13 protein-coding genes are annotated in these 21,964 nt (G+C 72.0%); all 13 read left to right on the top strand.

What is annotated here, in order from left to right:
* Positions 1-21: 21 nt before the first annotated feature.
* Positions 22-1,044, top strand: a complete 1,023-nt coding sequence (locus AC3IPY_RS12900) for an FHA domain-containing protein (RefSeq protein ID WP_489184676.1) — start codon at positions 22-24, stop codon at positions 1,042-1,044.
* Complete coding sequence (locus tag AC3IPY_RS12895; protein WP_489184675.1) at positions 1,041-1,853, top strand: PP2C family protein-serine/threonine phosphatase; 813 nt, start codon at positions 1,041-1,043, stop codon at positions 1,851-1,853. Before AC3IPY_RS12900 ends, AC3IPY_RS12895 begins: the two co-directional genes overlap by 4 nt.
* Positions 1,854-1,966: 113 nt before the next feature.
* Entirely contained in the window at positions 1,967-3,391 is a 1,425-nt protein-coding gene (locus tag AC3IPY_RS12890; RefSeq protein ID WP_489184674.1) for a serine/threonine-protein kinase, read from the top strand.
* Complete coding sequence (locus tag AC3IPY_RS12885) at positions 3,391-9,249, top strand: Ig-like domain-containing protein (RefSeq protein ID WP_489184673.1); 5,859 nt, start codon at positions 3,391-3,393, stop codon at positions 9,247-9,249. The genes AC3IPY_RS12890 and AC3IPY_RS12885 overlap by 1 nt, the downstream gene beginning before the upstream one ends.
* Positions 9,250-9,266: 17 nt before the next feature.
* Entirely contained in the window at positions 9,267-10,238 is a 972-nt protein-coding gene (locus tag AC3IPY_RS12880) for an AAA family ATPase (protein WP_489184672.1), read from the top strand.
* On the top strand, positions 10,235-11,620 hold the full coding sequence (locus tag AC3IPY_RS12875; protein ID WP_489184671.1) for a DUF58 domain-containing protein: 1,386 nt from the start codon (positions 10,235-10,237) through the stop codon (positions 11,618-11,620). The genes AC3IPY_RS12880 and AC3IPY_RS12875 overlap by 4 nt, the downstream gene beginning before the upstream one ends.
* Entirely contained in the window at positions 11,617-13,953 is a 2,337-nt protein-coding gene (locus tag AC3IPY_RS12870) for a transglutaminase TgpA family protein (RefSeq protein WP_489184670.1), read from the top strand. The genes AC3IPY_RS12875 and AC3IPY_RS12870 overlap by 4 nt, the downstream gene beginning before the upstream one ends.
* Entirely contained in the window at positions 13,950-14,540 is a 591-nt protein-coding gene (locus AC3IPY_RS12865; protein WP_489184669.1) for a zinc-ribbon domain-containing protein, read from the top strand. The genes AC3IPY_RS12870 and AC3IPY_RS12865 overlap by 4 nt, the downstream gene beginning before the upstream one ends.
* A 95-nt stretch (positions 14,541-14,635) precedes the next feature.
* On the top strand, positions 14,636-17,602 hold the full coding sequence (locus AC3IPY_RS12860; protein ID WP_489184668.1) for an FtsK/SpoIIIE domain-containing protein: 2,967 nt from the start codon (positions 14,636-14,638) through the stop codon (positions 17,600-17,602).
* A gap of 148 nt (positions 17,603-17,750) precedes the next feature.
* Positions 17,751-18,935, top strand: a complete 1,185-nt coding sequence (locus AC3IPY_RS12855; protein ID WP_489188333.1) for an ABC transporter substrate-binding protein — start codon at positions 17,751-17,753, stop codon at positions 18,933-18,935.
* 14 nt (positions 18,936-18,949) lie between these two features.
* Positions 18,950-20,149 carry an ABC transporter ATP-binding protein gene (locus AC3IPY_RS12850; protein ID WP_489184667.1) on the top strand — a complete coding sequence of 400 codons (1,200 nt, stop codon included), beginning with the start codon at positions 18,950-18,952 and terminating at the stop codon, positions 20,147-20,149.
* A gap of 2 nt (positions 20,150-20,151) precedes the next feature.
* On the top strand, positions 20,152-21,066 hold the full coding sequence (locus tag AC3IPY_RS12845; protein WP_489184666.1) for an ABC transporter permease: 915 nt from the start codon (positions 20,152-20,154) through the stop codon (positions 21,064-21,066).
* Between the two features lie 89 nt (positions 21,067-21,155).
* Positions 21,156-21,956, top strand: a complete 801-nt coding sequence (locus tag AC3IPY_RS12840) for an ABC transporter permease (protein WP_489188331.1) — start codon at positions 21,156-21,158, stop codon at positions 21,954-21,956.
* Positions 21,957-21,964: the final 8 nt, after the last annotated feature.

The raw sequence follows: 21,964 nt of genomic DNA, 5'->3' as shown, positions 1-21,964 counted from the left end.
GACTGGTGCGAGACTGAAGCCATGGTTGCTGGAACGGTGAGGAGCGCGACGCATGCGGGGCGCGCCGCCTGGGACGTCGTGATCGGCGATCGCTTCATCGCCGCGCTCGGCGCCCCCGCCGACGACCGGGCCGTCTCGGTGCTCGCCGAGGCCGCGGCCGATGCCGCAGTCGGCATCGAGCGACTGGTGCAGGCGATCCCGGCGCCCACATCCGACCGCGACCCCGGATTCGCCATCGTGTGGTGGCCCGACGACGGCAGCGAGACCGTGACGGCCGTGGTGCGCGGCGGCGCGATCGTCGACCTCGAATCGCCCGGCGGCTCGCGCCGGTTCGATGCGCGGGGCATCCGACCATGGCACCTCGCGGAGTTCCGCGATGTCACCGGTGTGCGCGTCACGGGTGCGGACGCCCCGCTCGACCGGCTCGGCGCGGCCACCGAACGCGTCAGGCACGCCAGGGCGAGCCTGCGCGCATCCACGATCGAGTGGAGCCCGGTCGCGACGGTGCCCGAAGACACCGAGCGAGCGGATGCCGCGGAGCCGGCTCCGGACGACGACGACACGGTGCTGCGCCCGGTCGGCCCTGCGCCCGGCCCGGCGGCACCCGTCCAGACCGCGGCACCGGCACCCGAACCGGCATGCGCGCCGCCCCCGGCCCCAGTGCCGATGGTGCGGATCGGCCGGGGCGACGCCCGCGAGGTCGCCGCCCCGATCATCATCGGGCGCCGCCCGCGCGCCCCGCGCACCCCCTTCGGACGGGCCGGGGTTCCCGAACTCGTGGCCGTGCGTTCACCGACGGGCGTGGTCTCCGGCACCCATCTCGAGCTCCGTGTCGAGGGATCCAGGCTCGTCGCCACCGACCTCCGTTCGACGAACGGCACGTTCCTGCGCACGCCGGGCGGCGAGCGCCGACTGCGCGCGGGCGAGTCCGTCGTCGTGGTCGAGGGGAGCCTGCTCGACCTCGGAGACGATACGATCGTCGAGGTCCTCCCCGCCCGAGAGGACGCCACCAGCCAGAACCGAGACGACAGGCCCCCCTCGTGACGCAGATCGGACACGGCAACTCCCGGCATCCGATCGCGCTGCCCGACGGGACGAAGATCACGATCGCCTGGGCCGCGGCCACCGACACCGGGCACCGGCGCCAGGTGAATGAAGACAGCTTCGTCGCCCAGGCTCCCGTCTTCGCGGTCGCCGACGGCATGGGCGGGCACGCCGCGGGTGATTTCGCCAGCGCCGCGGTCGTCACGCGCCTCGCCGAATACGGCGGCCGGCTCACCATGGGCACGGCCGAGATCGACCACGCACTCGAGCTCGCCGTACAAGACATGGTGCACGGCCGCGGCGTGACCGATGAGGGCAGCGGCACGACCGTCACGGGGGTCGCGCTCGGCGTCATCTCCGACGAGCCCGCGTGGATCGTGTTCAACATCGGCGACTCGCGCGTCTACCGCCTCGTCGGCGGCGTACTCGAACAGCTCACGGTCGATCACTCGATCGTGCAGGAGCTCGTGGACTCGGGCCAGATCACGCGCGACGAGGCCGACACCCACCCGCACTCGAACGTGATCACGCGCGCCGTCGGCTTCCACGAGACGCCGATCCCCGACTACCGGGCCATCGCGATCGAGCCGGGCATGCGGCTGCTGGTCTGCTCCGACGGGCTGACGAAGGAGCTCACCTCCTACGGCATCCGGCATTTCCTCATGGCCGACCGCGCGCCGGAGCGTGCCGCGTCGCACCTGCTCGAGGCCGCGCTCGGCAACGGCGGTCGCGACAACGTCACGGTGCTCATCGTCGACGTGCTCGAGGTCACCCCGCCCACGAGCGGCGAGCACGCGGCATCCGCCTGACGAGGCCGACGCCGAAGGTCTCGGCGACGTGCGACGACCCTAGAATGGGGCTGTCCGTGGCCCACGGGTCGCGAGCATTCGCGATCCGACAGGCCCCGAGATCAGGGAGGATCGTGTCGAGACGTCTGCCGTCCACGCCCCCGACGCTGCCGGGCTTCGTGTTCGTGCGCGTGCTCGGGTCGGGCGGGTTCGCCGACGTGTTCCTGTACGAGCAGAACATGCCGAGGCGCCTCGTCGCCGTCAAGGTGCTGCTCGCCGAGGTCGTCAACGACGAGCTCCGGCAGATGTTCCAGGCCGAGGCGAACGTCATGGCGCAGCTCTCCTCGCACCCCTCGATCCTCACGGTCTACCAGGCCGGCGTCGCCGCCGACGGTCGGCCGTACCTCGTCATGGAGTACTGCCCGACCGGCCTCGGACAGCGGTACCGCGCCGCGCCGATCCCGCTGTCGGAGGTGCTCGCGACGGGCGTGCGCATCGCCAGCGCCGTCGAGACCGCCCACCGCAGCAACGTGCTGCACCGCGACATCAAGCCCTCGAACATCCTCACGACGGCATACGGGCACCCCGTGCTCTCCGACTTCGGCATCGCCGCCACGATCGGCGGGGTCGAGGCGGCCGACGGGGCCGAGACGGTCGACGCGATCGGCATGTCCATCCCGTGGTCGGCGCCCGAGGTCCTGCACGAGGATGTCGGCGGCACGGTGCACAGCGAGGTCTGGTCGCTCGGCGCCACGGTCTACTCGCTGCTCGCGGGGCGCAGCCCGTTCGAGGCGCCGGGCGGTGACAACACGCCCGACCAGGTGGCGGCTCGCATCCGTCGAGCCGGGCTGCGCCCGACCGATCGCCCCGACGTGCCCGCGTCGCTCGAGGCGATCCTGGCTCGGGCGATGTCGAGGCGTCCGCAGGATCGCCAGCGCAGCGCGTTGGAGTTCGGCCGCGACCTGCAATCGGTCGAGGCGGAGCTCGGCCTGTCCCAGACCCCGCTCGAGGTCGCGACCGAGGATTGGCAGGCCATCGCCCTCGACGTCGACGACCGCACGAGTCTCACGGCCGCGGCCGGCACCGAACGACGCCCCGGCACGCGCCGCCGACGGTCGCACGAGGCGATGACGGCGACCACGCTCCGCGGCGACTCCCGATCCGGCGCCACGGCCACCGCGGCGGCGGGCGATGCACGGGCGGCCAGGCGGTCGCGCCGCCTGGCATGGACGATCGGGGCGGCGTGCGTCGCCGTCGTCGTCGCCGTCTCGACGGCCGTCGTGCTCCTCACCACGACGACGGCATCCATCCCCGTCGTCACCGACGTGCGGGGCTCGGTCGACGGCCGCACGGTGAGCTTCACGTGGGACGATCCCGGGCTCCGCGCCGACGACGCCTACATCGTCGTGGTCGACGGCGAGTCGTATCCCGCGCAACGCGACGCGCACGTCGAGGTCGCGGCATCCGAAGGCGACCGCCTCTGCGCCAGCGTGACCGTGACGCGCGACGGCAAGTCCGGCAGGGCCAGCGAGCAGCGCTGCGTCGACGTGGAGCCGTGATGCGACTTCCCGAAGCCCTCGGCAGGCATCGTTCGGCGGTGATCGCCTCGGCGGTCAGCGGGGGAGTGGTCGCCGTCATCGTGGCCGTGGCCGTGGCATCCGGCGGATACTCCGCGCAGCGGGTCGACCTCGGAGACGCCGCCGTCTGGGTCGCGAACGGCGATCTGGAGTCGATCGGCCGTGCCAATACCGCCGTGCACGAACTGAACTCCGTCGTCGAGACGGGCGGCGCGACCGGCGAGATCATCCAGCGGGGGCACACCGTGCTCGCGCTCGATCCCGACCGGGCGACGGTCGCGATCATCGACCCGACGACGTCCGTGATCCAGGATACGGTCGCCGTGCCGCCGGGCAGCACCGTCGCGCTCGCCGGATCGCGCGTGGTCGTCGCCGCCGACGGTCAGGTGTGGACCGCGCGGAGCGATCAGTTCGCCGACCTGGCGACCGACGCCGACCCGACGCTGAGCTTCGGCAAGGGCACGGTGGTCTCGGTCGACCCCGACGGCGTGCTCTTCGCCTACACGCCGTCGACCGGAGACGTCAAGCGAGTCGACGCGGCCGACTCCGAATCCGTCGGCGGACAGTGGACGACCGAGAAGACGGATGCCGACGCTCGGCTGCAGATCACCTCGGTCGGCGAACGATGGGTCGTCTACGACGAGGCGACGAGGACCCTGATGACCGAGCGACGCGAGATCGAACTGGACTCCGTCATCGGCGTGTCCGACGCACCCCTGCTGCAGCAGCCCTCCGCCGACGGCCGGGTCCTCGCGATCGCGAGCCGGTCGGGGCTGGTGCTCGTCGACCTCGAGACCGGGGTGATCACCGACGACGTCGTGCCCGGTGCGAACGGCGACGCGGCCGCTCCGATCCGTCACGCCGGATGCCTGAACGCGGCCTGGGCGGGCGGCACGGCCTGGCGATCCTGCGGAGGCGGATCCGGCACCGCCCATCCGCTCGAGGGGCTGCGGGGCGGGGCCGATCTCGCGTACTTCGCGAACGGCGACGCGCTCGTGCTCAACGACCGGGCGTCCGGCACGGCGTGGGCGGCCGGCACCGACTACGGCCTCATCGACAACTGGGCGGCGCTGCTGGCGACCAGGCCCGATGACGAGACGATCGAGTCCGACGATTCCGACACCGATGCGCCGATCGAGCGCAGCCAGGTCGCACCGGTCGCCGTCGACGACGAGTTCGGCGCCCGACCGAACCGTTCCTCCATCCTGCCGGTGCTCATGAACGACTCCGACTCGAACGGCGACGTGCTCGCACTCGACCGGGTCGACGGTGCACTGCCCGACGGGGTGCGGCTGGACATCGTCGCCGACCGCCAGCAGGTGCAGGTGACCCTCGACGCGTCGGTCGTCGAAGGATTCGCGTTCGAGTACACGGTCGACGACGGCCGCGGCGCGAGCGACACCGCCTCCGTGAGCGTCGCGATCCGAGCCGACGACGAGAACTCCCCGCCCCGGCAGGTGCGCGATCGCGAGGCCGCCGTCGCCGAGAAGGGCCGGGCCACGACCGCCGTCCTCGGGGACTGGATCGACCCTGACGGCGACCCGTTCTTCCTCCGCTCCGCGACGACGGATCGCCCGGACGACGTCTCGTACACGGCCGACGGCGTCGTGGTCTTCGACGAGGACGGCGGCGTCGGCTCGACGAGGCGCGTCGCGCTCGTGGCATCCGATGGGCGCGACGACGGCGGCGGGGAGCTCACGATCGAGGTGCGCTCCGACGTCCCGCTCGTGGCCGAGCCGTTCGTCGTGCTCGCGACGACCGGCGAGGAGGTCAGGGTCGATCCGCTGCGGCATGTGCACGGCGGCACGGGGCGCATCACGCTCAGCTCGGTGCCCGCCAAGGAGGATGCGCAGATCACCCCCGACTACGACGGCGGCTCCTTCCGGTTCCGCAGCACCGCGGAACGCACGCACTACCTCCAGTACGTCGTGACCGACGGGAGCGTGACGGCCACCGGCCTCATCCGCGTCGAGGTCGAGGCGCCGCCCGAGCGGGACACCACGCCGATCACGGTTCCGCACACGGCGTTCCTGCGCATGGGCACGCCCATGGACGTGGACGTGCTCGCGACCGACATCGACCCGACCGGCGGCGTGCTCGTGCTGACGGGCATCGACGGCCTCGACGACGCCCCGCTCACCGTGGAGGTGATCGAGCATCGGATCCTGCGCGTGGACCTCCTCGGACCGTTGCCGCTCGGATCGGCCTCGTTCCGGTATCGGGTGAGCAACGGCCTCGGGGAGGCCGACGGCGTCGTCACGGTGGTGCACGTGCCGGATCCGCCGCGAACCCAGCCGCCCGTGGCGAACGCCGACTCCGCCACGGCGCGCGTCGGCGACGTCGTCGACATCCCGGTGCTCGCGAACGACGAGCACCCCGATGCGCTGACGTTCGAGCTCGCGCCCGAGCTCGACCAGAAGCCCGAGCAGGGCCTGCTCTTCCCGAGCGGCGATCGTCTGCGGTTCTTCGCTCCCGACGAGCCGGGCGAGTTCGAGGCGGTGTACCGCATCGTCGCCTCCGACGGCCAGTCCGCGACGGCCACGCTCCGACTGACCGTCCGCGACGCGGACCCGACCACGAACTCGCCGCCCGTCCCGCCGACCATCACGGCACGGGCGCTCGCCGGCGACACGGTGCGCATCCCGATCCCGCTCACCGCGACCGATCCCGACGGCGACTCCGTGCAACTCGTGGGCCAGGAGTCCAACCCCGACCTCGGCGTCGTGCTGCAGACCGGCCCGGGATGGCTCGAATACGAGGCGGGCCCCTACGCGACGGGCACCGACACGTTCCAGTACTCGGTGATCGACGCGCTCGGTGCGCGCGGGACCGGGACGATCCGGGTCGGCATCGCGACGAGGCCCGATTCGGCACGAAACCCGGTGGCCGTGCAGGACCGCGTGGTCGTGCGGCCCGGGAGAACCGTCTCGGTGCGCGTCCTCGCCAACGACAGCGACCCCGACGGCGGCACGCTGGAGGTGGTCGACGTGGTGCCGAACGACAATCCGGCCACGGTCGCGTTCTCGAAGGACCAGGTCGACGTCACCCTGCCCGACGAGGAGGGCGAGTACGGGTTCCGCTACACCGTGGCGAACCGGCACAACGGCACGGCGACGGCCTTCCTCGTCATCATCGCGACCGAGGACGCGCCGCTCGCCCGGCCCGAGGTGGAGGACACCGTCCTGACCCTGAGCGACATCCTGGATCGCGACGTCGTCGACGTCGACGTCCTCGCGAAGGCGTTCCTCGCCGACGGCGACACGGCGGCGCTCCGGGTCGACCTGCTCGACGGCTTCCGCAGGGGGGTCGAGACGCTGCCCGACGGCCGCATCCGGGTCGAGGTCGAGGACCAGCGCCGGATCATCCCGTTCCGCGTCACCCATCCCGAGGATCCGAAGGTGCTGACCTACGCGTTCATCTGGGTCCCTGGGCGCGACGACGCCGTGCCCCAGTTGCGAGCCGACGCGCCGCTCGTCTCGGTGGACAGCGGCGAGACCGTGCAACTGGACCTCGAGGACTTCGTGATCGCGGCGTCGGGGCGGCCGGTGCGGATCACGGATGCCGCGAGCGTGCGCGTCGCGCACGGCGACGGCGAGGACCCATGGGTCGACGAGCACACCCTCCGGTTCCGGAGCGAGGAGGGCTATTTCGGGCCGGCGTCGATCTCGTTCACCGTCACCGACGGCGAGTCGGCGCAGGACCCCACCGGGAGGACCGGCACGATCGTGATCCCGATCAAGGTGCTCTCGACCGAGGACCAGCCGCCGGTCTTCGCGGGCGGCTCGATCGACTTCCAGCCGGGCGAGTCGAAGTCCATCGAGCTGGAGAGGCTCACGACCTACCCCGATCAGGTCGGCGACCTGCGGTACCGCATCCTCGACCCCCGGCCGACGGGCTTCGAGTTCGACCTCGTCGGCGACGTGCTCAAGATCACGGCCTCGCCGTCGACGCCGATCGGCACGACCGGGTCCGTGACGATCTCGGTGCTGGATGCCTCGGGCGACGGCACGCCGGGCCGGATCACGCTCGGCGTGGTGCCCTCGACCCAGCCGATCGCGCGTCCGGCCGCCGACACGGCGATCGCGCCGCGCGGGCGCACGACGGTCGTCGACGTGCTCGCGAACGACGGCCCGACGAACCCGTTCCCCGACGTCCCCCTTCGCGTGCGGACGGTTCGGGGGCTCGGCGCCGCGCTGCCCGACGGCATCACGATCGTGCCGAGCGGCGACCGATCGTCGCTCTCCGTCACGGTCTCCGACGATGCCGAGCCCGTCAACACCACCCTGCAGTACCAGGTCGCGGATGCCACGGACGACCCGAGCCGGTTCGCGTGGGGCACGGTGACGATCTCGGTCCAGGATCGTCCGGAGTCGGTCACGGCCCCGGCGGTCACCGGGTTCGGCGACGGCACGCTCGACGTCGTGTTCGGCGCCGGGGGGTTCAACAACTCCCCGATCACGGGGTATCGCATCGGCCTGCTCGACCCCGTCTCGGGCGCCGAGGTCGCGTCCTCCGAATGCGAGGCGACGACGTGCCGGGTGCCGACCACCGGCAACGGCCGCGCCAATGCGGTCACGGTGCAGATCCAGGCCCGCAACGCGATCGGCCTGTCCGACCCGGCGGCGGCGCCCGGCCCGATCTGGTCGGACGTGGTGCCGGGTGCGCCGGGCGGACTCGGATCCAGCCCGCTCGACGGTCGGCTCCGCATCCAATGGGCGCCGGTCCCGGTCGGCAACGGCAGCCCCGTGCACTCGTACGTCGTGGTGGTCGGCGGGGTGCCGATGGAGGTCGATGCCGGCTCGGTGTGCACGGCCTCGCGTTGCACCGTGGATTCCCCGCCCCAGCAGAACGGCAGCCTCGTCGAGTTCTCGGTCAGCGCCCGCAACGAGGCGTACCCCGCGATGGCGACTTGGGCCGATGCCAGGTCGTCGGGCACGCCGTTCGGCCCGCCGGTGGCGGGCTCCATCGTGGTGAGCGGCGACGCCATGGCCGGTGCGGTCACGGTCAGCTGGTCGCCGTTCAGCGGCAACGGCGATCCGATCGGCGGGTACTTCGTGCAGCGCCTCTCCGACGGGGGCGCGTCGGCGCCGACGGGTCCGCAGGCCTGCGCCGTCACCTCGCCCGCACCGGGTTCCGTCGTCGCCCCGTCTCGCGGCGGCGGTGTCGCCGAGGTCATCCAGGTCGGTCCGGATGCCTCGAGCGCGACGTTCACCGGAACGGTGTCGGACTCCGTGAAGTACTCCTTCGTGGTGTGGGGGTACAACCGCTCGGCCTGCGTGAGCACCGATGTCGCCGGGCTCGTCGTCAGACCGGCGCCGGGCGGCATCGATTCGGTGCGCAGCGGCATGGACTGGATGAACGCCGACACCTGGGACCGCTACATCGCGGAGGTCCGGCCGTCGTCGTCGCGGCTGCAGATCATCGCGGTCGACGCCAACGGCCTGCGGATCGGCGATCCGCGCGACTTCCCGGGCTCGGGCTGGCTCAGGGCCCTGCTGAACCGCCCGTTCGGCGAGGCGGCGCGATTCCAGGTGAGATCCTGCTCGGCATGGGGCACCTGCGGGCCGTGGTCGGCCGTGCTCCCCGTGAACGCCCAGCCCTCGCTCACCTTCGCGCTGCCGTCGAGGGTGTGGGATCCGGCGCTCGCCACGTGGTCCTGGACGAGCGAACCCCCCAATTCGGGGATCCCCGCGAGCTTCCGATGCGGGATCGTCGGCGACGACACGGGCGTCGCCGCGCAGAACCCGACGAGTTGCCAGGTCCCCGAGGCGAAGCCCGAGGACCGCGTCTGGTTGGATGTTGAGGTCGCCGGCGTGAAAGTGAGGTACACGAACTCGTGACTGCCGATGGAGCCCGTATGACGATGACACCCGAAGAGGCGTCGCGGTTCGCCGCGAACCTCGACCGACTCGTGGGCGCGGTCGAAGAGGTGCTGCTCGGAAAGAACCGCGTGGTCCGCCTCGCGTTCACCGCCCTGCTGAGCGAGGGCCACCTGCTGCTCGACGACGTGCCGGGCACCGGCAAGACCTCGCTCGCGCGGGCCATGGCCCAGTCCGTGCACGGCACGAGCAACCGCGTGCAGTTCACGCCCGACCTGCTGCCAGGCGACATCACGGGCGTCACGGTCTACGACCAGCGCAGCGGCCGGTTCGAGTTCCACCCGGGTCCGGTGTTCTCCAGCATCGTGCTCGCCGACGAGATCAACCGAGCGAGCCCGAAGACGCAGTCGGCGCTCCTCGAGGTCATGGAGGAGGGCCAGGTCACCGTCGACGGGCAGACGCATGCCGTGGGGCATCCGTTCATGGTCATCGCCACGCAGAACCCGGTCGAGCAGGCCGGCACCTACCGGCTCCCCGAAGCCCAGCTCGACCGGTTCCTCATGCGGACCTCCATCGGCTACCCCGACCACGCGTCGACGATCCGCATCCTCGAGGGCGCCGACCAGCGCGCGCACGGGCACCAGATCCAGGCGCAGCTCGATGCCGAGGAGATCGTCGCGATGGCGGCATCCGCCCGCACCGTCTACGTCGACCCGACGATCCACGACTACGTCGCGCGCCTCGTCGACGCGACCCGCACGACGCGCGAGGTGCGCCTCGGCGTGAGCGTCCGTGGAGCACTGGCGCTGATCCGGGCCGCGAAGACGCATGCCGCGGGTCGCGGCAGGCACTACGTCGTGCCCGATGACGTGAAGGCGCTCGCCGAGCCCGTGCTCGCGCACCGGCTGATCCTCGACGCCGAGGCGGAGTTCGACGGCGTCACGGCCTCCAACCTCATCTCGCAGGTGCTCATCGAGACCCCGCCGCCGTCCACGAGGCAAGCGGTGTGAGCCTCACGCCGACCCGCACCTCGATGCCCGAGGACGCTCGGCGCGAGGGGGTGCTCGCCGCGCTCATCGCGCATCTCGTTCGCGCGGTCGCCCGCGCGGCTTCGGTGCTCCGCGAGTGGCAGGCCCAGATCGGCTCGGTCGTCACCGCCCGCGGCTGGGCGATGATCATCGGGGCGGGGTTCGCGCTCGCGATCGGGTACGCATGGGGGTGGGTCGAGGCGATCGCCGTCGGATGGGGCCTGCTCATCGTCACGGTCCTCGCGTCGGCGTGGCTCGTCGGTCGGGGCGCCTCCAGCGTCGAGCTCTCGCTTCCGGTCGCCAGGGTCGTCGTCGGCGAACCGGCGAGGGCCAGGCTGGTCGCCTCCAACCCTGGCCCTCGTCGCTGGGGCGGCATCCGGCTCGAACTGCCGGTCGGGCGCCGGACCATGGAGTGGGTGCTGCCCGCGATCCCGCGGGGCGCCGCGTTCGACCGCGCCTTCCGGGTGCCGACCGAGCGACGGGGCATCGTGCAGGTGGGGCCGACGCGCACGGTCAGGGCCGATCCGCTCGGGCTCGTGCGACGAGAGATCGTCTGGTCCCAGATGGTCGAGCTGCACGTGCACCCGCGCACGATCGCGATCGCCGCGCTGAGCTCCGGGTTCATCCGCGATCTCGAGGGTTCGCCCACGAGGGACCTGACCGCGAGCGACATCGCGTTCCATGCGCTGCGCGAGTACCTGCCCGGGGACGACCGGCGGTTCATCCACTGGAAGAGCTCGGCGAAGACCGGCACCTTCATGGTCCGTCAGTTCGAGGAGACCCGCCGGAGCCGGCTCATGGTCGTGCTCGACCTGGACCCGGCCTCCTACGTCGACGACGCGGAGTTCGAGCTCGCGGTGAGCGCCGCCGCCTCCGTCGGTGCGCGGGCCATCCGGGACGCCAGGACCGTGTCCTTCGTCGTGTCGGGGGTCCGCGGCGGCAACCCCGTCGGCAGCGCAGGCGCAGGCGCCGGCGGCAGTGCCGGCGGGGGCGCAGCCAGGCGGGCGGATGCCGGTGCGCCGGTCATGCGCGAACTGCCGACGGTGTCGCGCGACCGGCTCCTCGACGCGCTCTGCCTGATCGAGCGCGACGAGCGGGCCGCGCAGCTCCCCGATGTCGCCAGGGCGGCCGCCGACGGGCTGCCCGGCGTGTCCCTGGCCTTCCTCGTGACGGGAACGGCGCGCGGCGTCGGCCAACTCCGCGCCGCCACGTCGAAGCTGCCGGCCGGGGTGGAGACCGTCGCCGTCCAGTGCTCGCCCGAGGGCGAGGCGACCGCACGCACGGTCGCCGGGCTCACCGTGTTCGGCATCGGATACCTCGAGGACCTCCGGGCCATGCTCGCGCGATCGGCGTCCGTCGCATGAGCCGCCCCGCCACGCCCACAGGTCGACGCAGCGGCGCGGTCGTCGGCGGCTCCCCGCTGCGGAACACGGTCACGGTGCTCGTGCTCGCCTTCGTGCTCGGTGCGGCGATGGTGCCGTGGTGGCCCGTGTACGAGAGCTGGGGCTTCATCGTCGCCGCGACCGTCGCGATCGTCGCCGGCATCGCCATCGCGCTCATCGGCGCACGGCGCGCGTGGCCGACCTGGGCCGTGCTCGTCGCGGTCGCCGTCGGCTTCCTCGTGCTGGGAGTGCCGGCCGCGGTCCCGTCCCGCGCGGTCGCGGGCGTGCTGCCGACGCCGCAGGGCGTGCTCGACCTGATCGCGGCGACGGCGCTGTCCTGGAAGCAGCTCGTGACGATCAGCGTGCCGGTCGGCTCGTACCAGACCCTGCTCGTGCCGCCGTTCCTGCTCGGCCTGCTCGCCGCGACGGCCGCGGTGACGATCGCGTTCCGCTCGCGGCATCCGGTGGCGGCCATCCTCCCCGCCGCAGTGCTCATGGCGGCCGGCATCCTCCTCGGCGTCGTGCACGGCACGTTCGCACTGGCGGGCGGCCTCGCCTTCCTCGTCGCGGTCGTGGCGTGGATGGTGCTCGTGGCCATCGCCGACCGCCGGGCCGTGACCGGGCACGGCACGGTCGAGAACGCCCTCGCCAACGCACGGCGCGTGCTCGGGGCATCCGCGATCCTGGCCGTCGCGCTCGTCGGGGCGACGGCGGCCGTGTCGCTCTCGCCGATGCAGGCGCGCACGGTCGTCAGGTCCGAGGTGCAGCCGCCGTTCGAGCCGCGCGATCACGAGAGCCCGCTGGCCGGGTACCGCGCCGCCTTCGCACCGGCCCTCGCCGACGACGTGATGCTCGAGGTGACGGGCCTTCCACCGGGATCCGGGCTCCGCGTGGCGACGATGGACACCTACGACGGCGTCGTGTACTCGGTCGGCGGCGCCGACGGCACCTCGGTGTCGGGCACGTTCACCCGCGTGCCCTACCGGGTCGACCAGACGGGTTCGTCCGGCGGGCAGGTGCAGCTGCGCGTGCGGGTGCGCGCCTACGACGACGTGTGGGTGCCCGGGGTCGGCAAGCTCGAGCGCATCGAGTTCGGCGGCCCGCGCGCCGAGACGCTCGCCGACGGGTTCTTCTACAACGACACCACGGGCACGGCCGCGGTGTCCACGGGCCTCGAGCGGGGCGACCTGTACAGCGCCTGGTCGGTCGCGGTCGCCGAGCCCGACAGTGTGCGGGCGATGAGTCCTGGCACGAGCGTGCTCCCCGCCGCGCCCGACCTGCCGGTCGAGCTCGCGAGCCTGCTCGACCAGTGGGCCCCCGCGTCCGAGCCCGAGGGCGATCGGCTCGCGGACGTGGTCGAGGCGCTGCGTCGCGTCGGCTACGTCAGCCACGGCACCGAGGTCGAGGTGCCGAGCCGGTCCGGGCACGCACTGGACCGGCTGGGCCAACTGGCGACCGACGTGCCGATGCTGGGCGACGGCGAGCAGTACGCGGTCGCCGCGGCGATGATGGCGCGCAAGATCGGCTTCCCGGCACGCGTGGTCGTCGGGTATCGGGCGACGGATGCCGCGACGGCCGCCTCGTCCGGATCCTCAGCGGGCGCCGACCTGCCCATGCTCCTCCGGCGCAGCGACCTGCAGGCCTGGATCGAGGTGGAGCGGGCGAACGGCACCTGGGTCGCCCTGGACCCGAACCCCGTGCCGAGGGCGATCCCCGAGCGGGAGCCCGACCAGCCGATGGCGGTCTCCCGTCCGCAGTCCGCGCTCCCGCCCCCGCCCGAACGCACCCGCATCGACATCGGCGACGATGCCGCGGAGCGCGCCGACGAGCGCCCGAACGACGAGCCCGATCAGTGGGTGGCGGTGCTGCGCAACGTGCTCACCGTGGGCGGCATCGTGGTGCTCGCGGCGGCGCTGATCGCGAGCCCGTTCCTCGCGGTGATCGTCGCGAAGCTCCGGCGGCGGCGGCTTCGTCGTCGGGCCGGCTCCGAGGTCGAGCGCATCGAGGGCGGCTGGTTCGAGTTCGCCGACACCGCGGCCGACTACGGCTACCCCATCCGGGCCGGCGCGACGAGGGCCGAGCAGGCGTCCACGGTGGGCGGGCTCGGTCCGCTCGTGCTCGCGTCGGTCGTCGACCGTGCGGTGTTCGCCCCGGGCGGCCCCGAGCCGGGCGACGACGACCAGGTCTGGCGATCCGTCGACGAGCTGCAGCAGCGACTGGCCGCGCCGCGCACCAGGCGGCAGAGGTGGCGGGCGGCCGTCTCGCTGACCTCGCTCGGCGGGTACGCTGGCAGCCGGAGAGGTGGTCGCGCATGAGATGTCGCATCTGCGGTGCCGCGCTGCCCGACGGCGCGATGTTCTGCGGACACTGCGGCAGTTCCACGAGCGCCACGCCCGAGTCCCGTCGCCGACCCGATTCGAGGCCGGGCGACACGATGTCGCTCGGGCGGGGGTTCCGGCACAGCGGCGTGGTCAGCGTGTCGGTCGAGGCCCCCGTCCAGGTCGAGCCGGCGTCGGGTGCCCCGGCGTCCGGCGCTCGGCCCACGTCCGAGGCGTCCACGCCTGCCGAGACGTCGTCGCCTCGCTTCGTGCTCCGGTTCGGCTCCGGCGAGATCCGCGTCGTGTTCGGCACGGGGCTCATCGGCCGCCGGCCGCTGCCGCAGCCGGGCGAGGCGTTCGACCACCTCGTGCATGTGGCCGATCCCGAGCGGTCCGTCTCCAAGACGCACCTCGAGTTCGGCGTGCACGACGACTCGCTCTGGATCGCCGATCGGTTCTCGGGCAACGGCACGACCCTGCGCCGCGTCGACGAGATCGCCCTGCGCTGCGAGCCCGGGCGCCGTTACCTCGTGCCGCGGGGCACGGTCGTCGAGATGGCCGGGCAGTCCTTCACGGTGGGCTGAGCGCACCCGTCCTCCACATCGACGACGGATGCCGCGGGCGCACCGTTCGGGAGCCGGCAGTCGTTCGGGCGACCCTGCTCTGATGTCATGGCCCGGTGACCACGCGCCTGTTCGCCCCGCCGGAGCCCACCCGACTCCCGCTGTCCCTGCCTCCGGTCGCACCGGCGCCGACGCGACCCGGATTCCCGTTCCTCGCGGCGATCGCACCCGTCGCGGCCTCGCTCGTGTTGTGGTTCGCCACGGGCTCGGTCGTCTCGCTCGCCTTCGCGGCGCTCGGGCCGCTCCTCGCCGTCGCGACGATGCTCGATTCGAGACGGCAGATGCGGCGCGGCGTACGCCTCGCCGAGGCCGAACGGGCGGCAGCCCTCGAACGTCTGCACCGGCAGATCGCGCTTCGGCACGTCGACGAGGCGGCCGAGCTCTGGTCGAGGCATCCGCCCGCCCGATCCCTGGCGCAGGGCGGAGCGCCCGTCTGGGGCCGTGATCCGTGTGCGCCCATCGTCGTGGGCAGCGCGACCGTCGAGAGCGCGATCCGCATCGAGGGCAGCGCCGCCGACGAACGGGACCGCGAGGCGCTCGACACCGCGCGACGACTCGAGCGTGCCCCGGTCGTGGTCGAGGTCCGCGAGGGCATCGGGCTCGCGGGCCCGCCTCATCTCGTGCGGGCGGCGGCGCGTGCGATGCTCGTGCAGTGCGCGCATGCCGTCGCGCCCGACGTCATCGGGTTCGCGGTCCCGTCGACCGAGGCATGGTCGTGGGTGCACGCCTTGCCGCATGCCGGGGCGGCCACGATCGAGGTCGTCGAGGTGGGGCCCGCACCGGGTGTCTCCCCGTTCTCGCCGCCGCCGTCTTCGCCCACGCCCTCGCCTTCGGGTGCGTCGACCGAGGTCACGATCGCACTGGCGTCGGAGGTCTCGCAGCTGCCGCCGGGGCTCGGCATCGTGTTCCGCATCCGAGGGCCGCGAACGGGCCATCTGCTCCGGGCGGGCGACGCCCGCAGTGCAGACGACGTCGTGCCCGACATGCTCGGCCTCGAGGAGGCCGCGGCGTGGGCGGCGGGCGCGGCCGCGTTCGCGGCGCGCAGCGGCATCGTCGCCGGTGCCGGCGCGCTTCCCGATCTCGTGCCGGTCGGCGACCTGCCCGACCCCGCCGCGCCGGTGCGCGACCGGTCGACGTTGCGAGCCGTGCTCGGTGCGACCAGGGGCGGCCGGCTCGAACTCGACCTCGTCGGCGACGGGCCGCACGCGATCGTCGCCGGAACGACGGGCAGCGGCAAGAGCGAGTTCCTCCTCGCCTGGATCCGGCAGCTCGCGGCCGCCCATCCTCCCGAACGGGTCGCCTTCCTGCTCGTCGACTTCAAGGGGGGCGCGGCCTTCGAACCCGTCGCGGCGCTGCCCCACGTCGCCGGCATCGTGACCGACCTCGAGGAGTCGGAGGCGGAGCGGGCGGTGCTGAGCCTGCGCGCCGAGCTCCGCCACCGTGAGCGCGTGCTTCGCGACGCCGGGGTCCGAGACATCTCGCAGCTCGACGACGCCGCGCAGCTCGGCCGACTGGTCGTGGTGATCGACGAGTTCCAGGCCATGGTCCAGCGCTTCCGCGAGCTCGGCGCGGTCGTCGCGGACATCGCCTCCCGTGGCCGCTCGCTGGGCGTGCACCTGGTGCTCGCCTCGCAGCGGCCGAACGGCGTGCTCGGCGACCAGGTCACCGCGAACGCCCCCATCCGCGTCTCGCTCCGGGTCATGACCCGTGCCGACAGCGTCGCCGTCGTCGGCACCGACGAGGCCGCGCAGATCCCGGTCGACCGGCCGGGGCGCGGCATCGTCGATCGCGGCGACGGCACGCCCGTGCCGTTCCAGTCCGCGCTCGTCGACCCGGCATCGATCGAGTCGGTGCGGCGCAGGTTCGCGACCTCGCCACCCGTTCGGCGACCATGGCTGGATCCGCTGCCGCACCGCCTCGGCGCCGATGCGCTGGCCGTGGCCGTGGCCGCGTCCGCGTCCGCGGCGACCGCACGGCCGACGGACGCCGTCGCCTTCGGCCTGCTCGACGAACCCGACCTGCAGCGCCGTTCGGTCGCCGCCTGGTCGCCGACCGCCGACGGTCCGCTGCTCGTGCTCGGCGCTCCCGGCAGCGGGCGATCCACGGCGCTCGCCGCGATCGAGGCCGCCATGCGGGTCCGCTCGGGTGCCGAGGTCACCAGGCTGGGAAGGGGCCGAGGCGAGGACTGGGCCGCCCTGGTCGGGCTCGCCGATCCGGATCGCGATCGCGCAGGCCGAGGCGATGCCCTCCGGCCGCGGCTGTTGCTCGTCGACGATGTCGACGCCTGCTTCGGAGGCTGGCCGGAGGAGTACCGGCACGCCGCCGTCGGCGTCCTCGAGCGGCTGCTCCGCGAGGGGCGCGGCACGGGACTCGCGGTCGCGGCCTCCGCCGCCCTCGGACACCGGCTGGGCGGGGGCCTGCGCGACCTGTTCGGCTCCGTCCTCCACCTGCGGCACGCCTCGCGATCCGACTTGGCGCATGCCGGCGGCACCGCCGACCTGTGGCAGCGCGACGACGTGCCGGGAGCCGGGCAGTGGCGCGGCCGCAGGCTCCAGGTCGTGCACGCGCCGCCGTCGATCGCGGAGGCGGTGTCACCGCCGGCCGAGGTCGATCTCGACGCGGCATCCGTCGCCGTGGTGTCGGCGACCGCGCAACGCGACCTCGCCGATCTGAGGGTCGCCGGCCTCGACCCGATCGTGCTCGTCTCGGGCGGCGAGCGCGAGACGGCGGCGGCGATGGCGGCCAGAGACCTGCCGATCGTCGTCGGAGACGCCGAGGCGTGGATGTCGGCCTACTCGCTGACCGCCCGCATGCGCGACTCGGCCCGACTCGTGGTGCGCGGCGGCCTCCGGGAGTTCCGGGCGCTCGCCCCGGCATCCGCGGGTCGCACGGGCCCAGTCGCGCTGCCGCCGCTGCTCGAGGACGCCGACCGGGAATGCTGGCAGATCGACCCGGGCCGCGCCGCGACACGGCGAAGGTGGAAAACGACGGAAACCGCTCCGAATGTCCAATTCGGGTACTGAATCCGAATGAGAAGTTCGCAGAAATTAACGATTCGGACATCAACGCGTGAATTGAGCACCGCAGTGTGTCAGTATCGACGCACCCCATGGCAACGTCGCTGACCCGAATGGAGCACCCGTGACCTCTCGGCCCCTTCCCCAGGATCCGATGATCCGTTCGCTCATCGCCCGCGCCCGGGCGTCGCAGATGAGCCGCCGCACGATGCTCGCCGGCGCCGGTGCGGGCGCGTCCGCCCTCGCCCTCGCGGCCTGTTCGACCGGCGGCGGCGCGACCAAGCCCACGCCCGCGGCCGACAAGTCCGCGACCGACAAGACGCTGAACTGGGCCAACTGGGCCGCCTACATCGACGAAGACGACGCCGGCAACTACCCCACGCTGCAGGCCTTCGAGGAGCAGACCGGCATCAAGGTCGACTACGAGGTCGCCGTCGACGACAACAACACCTACTACGGCAAGGTCAAGGACCAGCTCGCGCTCGGCCAGGACATCGGTGCCGACGTGGTGTGCCTGACCGACTGGATGGTCGGCCGCTGGATCCGCTTCGGCTACACGCAGGAGCTGAACCACGACAACATCCCGAACCTCGCGAATCTCACGCCGGCCCTCGCCGATCCCGACTTCGACCCCGGTCGCAAGTTCTCGGTGCCGTGGCAGGGCGGCTTCGCCGGCATCGCCTGGAACAAGGAGGCCTTCCCCGGCGGGCTGTCGAGTGTCTCCGATCTCTGGGACTCCTCGTTGAAGGGACGCGTGGGCGTGCTCTCCGAGATGCGCGACACGATGGGGTGCATCATGCTCGACATGGGCGTCGACATCGCCGGCGACTGGGGCGACGAAGAGTACAGCGCGGCGATCGACGTCCTGCGTCAGCAGGTGGACGACGGCCAGGTCCGCAACATCAAGGGCAACTCCTACCTCGAAGACCTGAAGAGCGAGGACACGCTGGCCGCGATCGTGTGGTCGGGCGACATCACGGTGCTGAACGCGGAGGCAGGCGACAAGTGGGAGTTCGCGCTGCCCTCCGCCGGCGGCACGCTGTGGAACGACAACTTCCTCGTCCCGGTCGGATCGTCTCGCAAGACGAACGCCGAGACGCTCATCAACTACTACTACGAGCCCGAGGTCGCCGCCGAGGTCGCGGCCTGGGTGAACTTCATCACCCCGGTCGTCGGCGCCCAAGAGGCTGCGGCGGCCATCGACCCCGAGCTCGCCGACAACCAGCTCATCTTCCCCAACGAGCAGACACTCTCGCAGGCGCACATCTTCCGCACGCTCTCGGGCGCCGAAGAGCAGAAGTACCAGGCCGAGTTCCAGTCCATCCTGCTCGGCGCCTGAGAGAGACCGGCATCATGGCTGTACGCGAATTCGCCGAGCGGGGCGCCGACCTCGAGCTCGTCGGCATCCAGAAGCGCTTCCCGGGCTTCACGGCGATCCAGGACCTCGACCTCACGATCCCGGCCGGCTCCTTCTTCGCCCTGCTCGGCCCCTCGGGCTGCGGCAAGACCACGACCCTCCGGCTCGTGGCCGGGCTCGAGGAGCCCACGCAGGGCCGCATCCTCATCGGCGGAAAAGACGTGACGTCGACGAGGTCGCACGAGCGACCGGTCAACACCGTGTTCCAGAGCTACGCGCTCTTCCCGCATATGAGCATCATCGAGAACGTGGCGTTCGGGCTCAAGCGCCGCCGCATGAGCGACCCGCTCGGCAAGGCGCACGAGGCGCTGAAGCTGGTCGAGCTCGACCACCTCGCGCAGCGTCGCCCGCAGCAGCTCTCGGGCGGGCAGCAGCAGCGCGTCGCGCTGGCGCGGGCCATCGTGAACCGGCCCGCGCTCCTGCTGCTCGACGAGCCCCTCGGCGCGCTCGACCTGAAGCTGCGGCGGCAGATGCAGCTCGAACTGAAGACGATCCAAGAAGAGGTCGGCCTCACGTTCCTGCACGTCACGCACGACCAGGAGGAGGCCATGACCATGGCCGACACCGTGGCGGTCATGAACAAGGGCGCAATCGAGCAGATGGGCGCGCCCGAGGTGCTCTACGAACTGCCGCGAACCGTCTTCGTGGCGAACTTCCTCGGGCAGTCGAACCTCTTCACCGGCGAGGTGGCCGCCGCGACCGACACGGCGATCACGATCGATGCGGCCGGCGCGCGCATCATCGTTCCGAAATCGCGGGCGGCGCTGCACAACGGCACGGTGACGGTCGGCGTCCGCCCCGAGAAGGTCACGTTGCACGCCGAGGCCCCCACAACCTCGCCCGAGCGCAACGTGCTCGGCCCCGGCCGGGTGCTCGACGTCTCGTTCTCGGGTGTGAGCACGCAGTACCTCATCGGCATCCCCGGGCACGGCCCGGTCCGCGTCTTCTCGCAGAACACGGGTGCAGGGCCGAACGTCGGAGTCGGCGCCGAGGTCTGGACGAGCTGGCTCGTCGAGCACGGCTTCGGGCTCGTCGACGGCCCGGTCGAGGCCGAGCGGTTCCCGGCCGACGACTCGACCACGTCGATCGCCGCGCAGCGTCGCGACGCCCTCGTCACCGAGCTCGAGGAGGGCTGAGCATGGCCTTCGCCGCGTTCTCGACCGCGGAGGCCCCGACCCAGCAGGCGCCGCGCAAGAAGAGCCGCATCGCACTGTTCCTCCTGTTGCCGGGCATCGCCTACCTGGTCCTGTTCTTCCTCACGCCGCTCGTCTCGCTGCTGCTGACGTCGCTGCAGGCGCCGCTCGAGTACGGCGACATCGGCCAGTACCAGTACGCCTTCAACTGGCAGAACTACGTCGACGTGATGACGGCGTACTGGCCGCACATCCTGCGCTCGTTCGGCTACGCGCTCGCGGCGACCGTGTTCGCGCTGCTGTTCAGCTATCCGCTGGCGTACTTCATCGGCGTCACGGCCAGGCGCTGGCCGCTGCTGCAGAGCCTCATGCTCGTGCTCGTCATCGCACCGTTCTTCATCAGCTTCCTGCTGCGCACGCTCGCCTGGAAGCAGATCCTCTCCGACGAGTCGTTCATCATCACCTCGCTCAAGGCGCTCTCGCTCCTCGGGCCCGACGCCCACTTCACCGGCACGCCGTTCGCGGTCATCTTCGGCCTCACGTACAACTTCATCCCGTTCATGACACTGCCCCTGTACACCACGCTCGAGCGGCTCGACCTGCGCTACCTCGAGGCGGGCAGCGACCTCTACGCCAACCCGTTCACGGTGTTCCGCAAGATCACCCTTCCGCTCTCGATGCCGGGCATCGTGGCGGGCACGCTGCTCACGTTCATCCCGGCCGCGGGCGACTACATCAACGCCAGTCGCGACTTCCTCGGCGGGCCCGACACGCAGATGATGGGCAACGTGATCGAGGCGAACTTCCTCGTGCTGCTGAACTATCCGGCGGCCGCGGCGCTGTCGATCATCCTGATGGCCGCGATCCTCGTGCTCGTGGGCGTCTACGTCAAGCGTTCGGGAACGGAGGACCTGCTGTGAGCGGAGAAGTCCAGGCCGCGGCCGTCATCGGCGGGCTCGCCGAGAGCGAGCAGACCGAGCCGCGACGCGGGCCGCAGCGCTCGCGGCGCATCGGGCTCGGCACCTGGCTGCTGCCCGTGTACGCCGTCATCGCCTTCACGTTCCTGCTCATCCCGATCGTCTACACGTTCGTGTTCTCGTTCAACGACTCGATCAAGTCCAACATCGCGTGGCGCGGGTTCACGTTCGACAAGTGGGTGAACGTCTGCAACGTCGAGGGCGGTGCCGTCTGTCAGGCCTTCGCGAACAGCGTGGTCATCGGCGTGGTCGCCACGATCATCGCCACGACCCTCGGCACGATGATCGCCATCGCCCTCGTGCGCTACCGGTTCCGGGCGCGCTCGGTCATCAGCCTGCTGCTGTTCCTGCCGATGGCCACGCCCGAGGTCGTGCTGGGCGCAGGCCTCGCCGCCCAGTTCCTCGCGGTGGGCGTGCCGAAGGACATGACGACGATCATCCTGGCGCACACGATGTTCTGCATCAGCTTCGTCGTCGTCACGGTCAAGGCGCGCGTCGCGAGCCTCGATCCGGCGCTCGAGGAGGCCGGACGCGATCTCTACGGGTCGCCGGCCCAGGTGTTCTGGCGGGTCACGTTCCCGCTGCTCCTGCCCGGCATCGTGGCGGCGGCGCTGCTCTCGTTCGCGCTGAGCTTCGACGACTTCATCATCACGAACTTCAACTCGGGTTCGGTCTCGACCTTCCCGAAGTACGTCTACATCTCGGCGTCGCGCGGCATCCCCGCCGAGGCCAACGTCATCGCCTCGGCGGTGTTCCTCTTCGCGATCGTGCTCGTGATCGGCGCACAGGTCTCCCGTGCGGCGCGCGCGAAACGGCTCGCGAAGCTCGGCTGACCCGAACC

This window comes from Agromyces sp. GL_144 (assembly GCF_057834305.1).
The sequence above is the reverse complement of the archived record's forward strand: the minus strand, read 5'-3'. Positions and strand labels throughout refer to the sequence as shown.

Coding starts and splice junctions, on each gene's coding strand:
- AC3IPY_RS12900 (WP_489184676.1), top strand. CDS start 22: ATGGTTGCTGGAACGGTGAGGAGCGCGACGCATGCGGGGCGCGCCGCC.
- AC3IPY_RS12865 (WP_489184669.1), top strand. CDS start 13,950: ATGAGATGTCGCATCTGCGGTGCCGCGCTGCCCGACGGCGCGATGTTC.
- AC3IPY_RS12855 (WP_489188333.1), top strand. CDS start 17,751: ATGATCCGTTCGCTCATCGCCCGCGCCCGGGCGTCGCAGATGAGCCGC.
- AC3IPY_RS12845 (WP_489184666.1), top strand. CDS start 20,152: ATGGCCTTCGCCGCGTTCTCGACCGCGGAGGCCCCGACCCAGCAGGCG.
- AC3IPY_RS12850 (WP_489184667.1), top strand. CDS start 18,950: ATGGCTGTACGCGAATTCGCCGAGCGGGGCGCCGACCTCGAGCTCGTC.
- AC3IPY_RS12880 (WP_489184672.1), top strand. CDS start 9,267: ATGACGATGACACCCGAAGAGGCGTCGCGGTTCGCCGCGAACCTCGAC.
- AC3IPY_RS12885 (WP_489184673.1), top strand. CDS start 3,391: ATGCGACTTCCCGAAGCCCTCGGCAGGCATCGTTCGGCGGTGATCGCC.
- AC3IPY_RS12870 (WP_489184670.1), top strand. CDS start 11,617: ATGAGCCGCCCCGCCACGCCCACAGGTCGACGCAGCGGCGCGGTCGTC.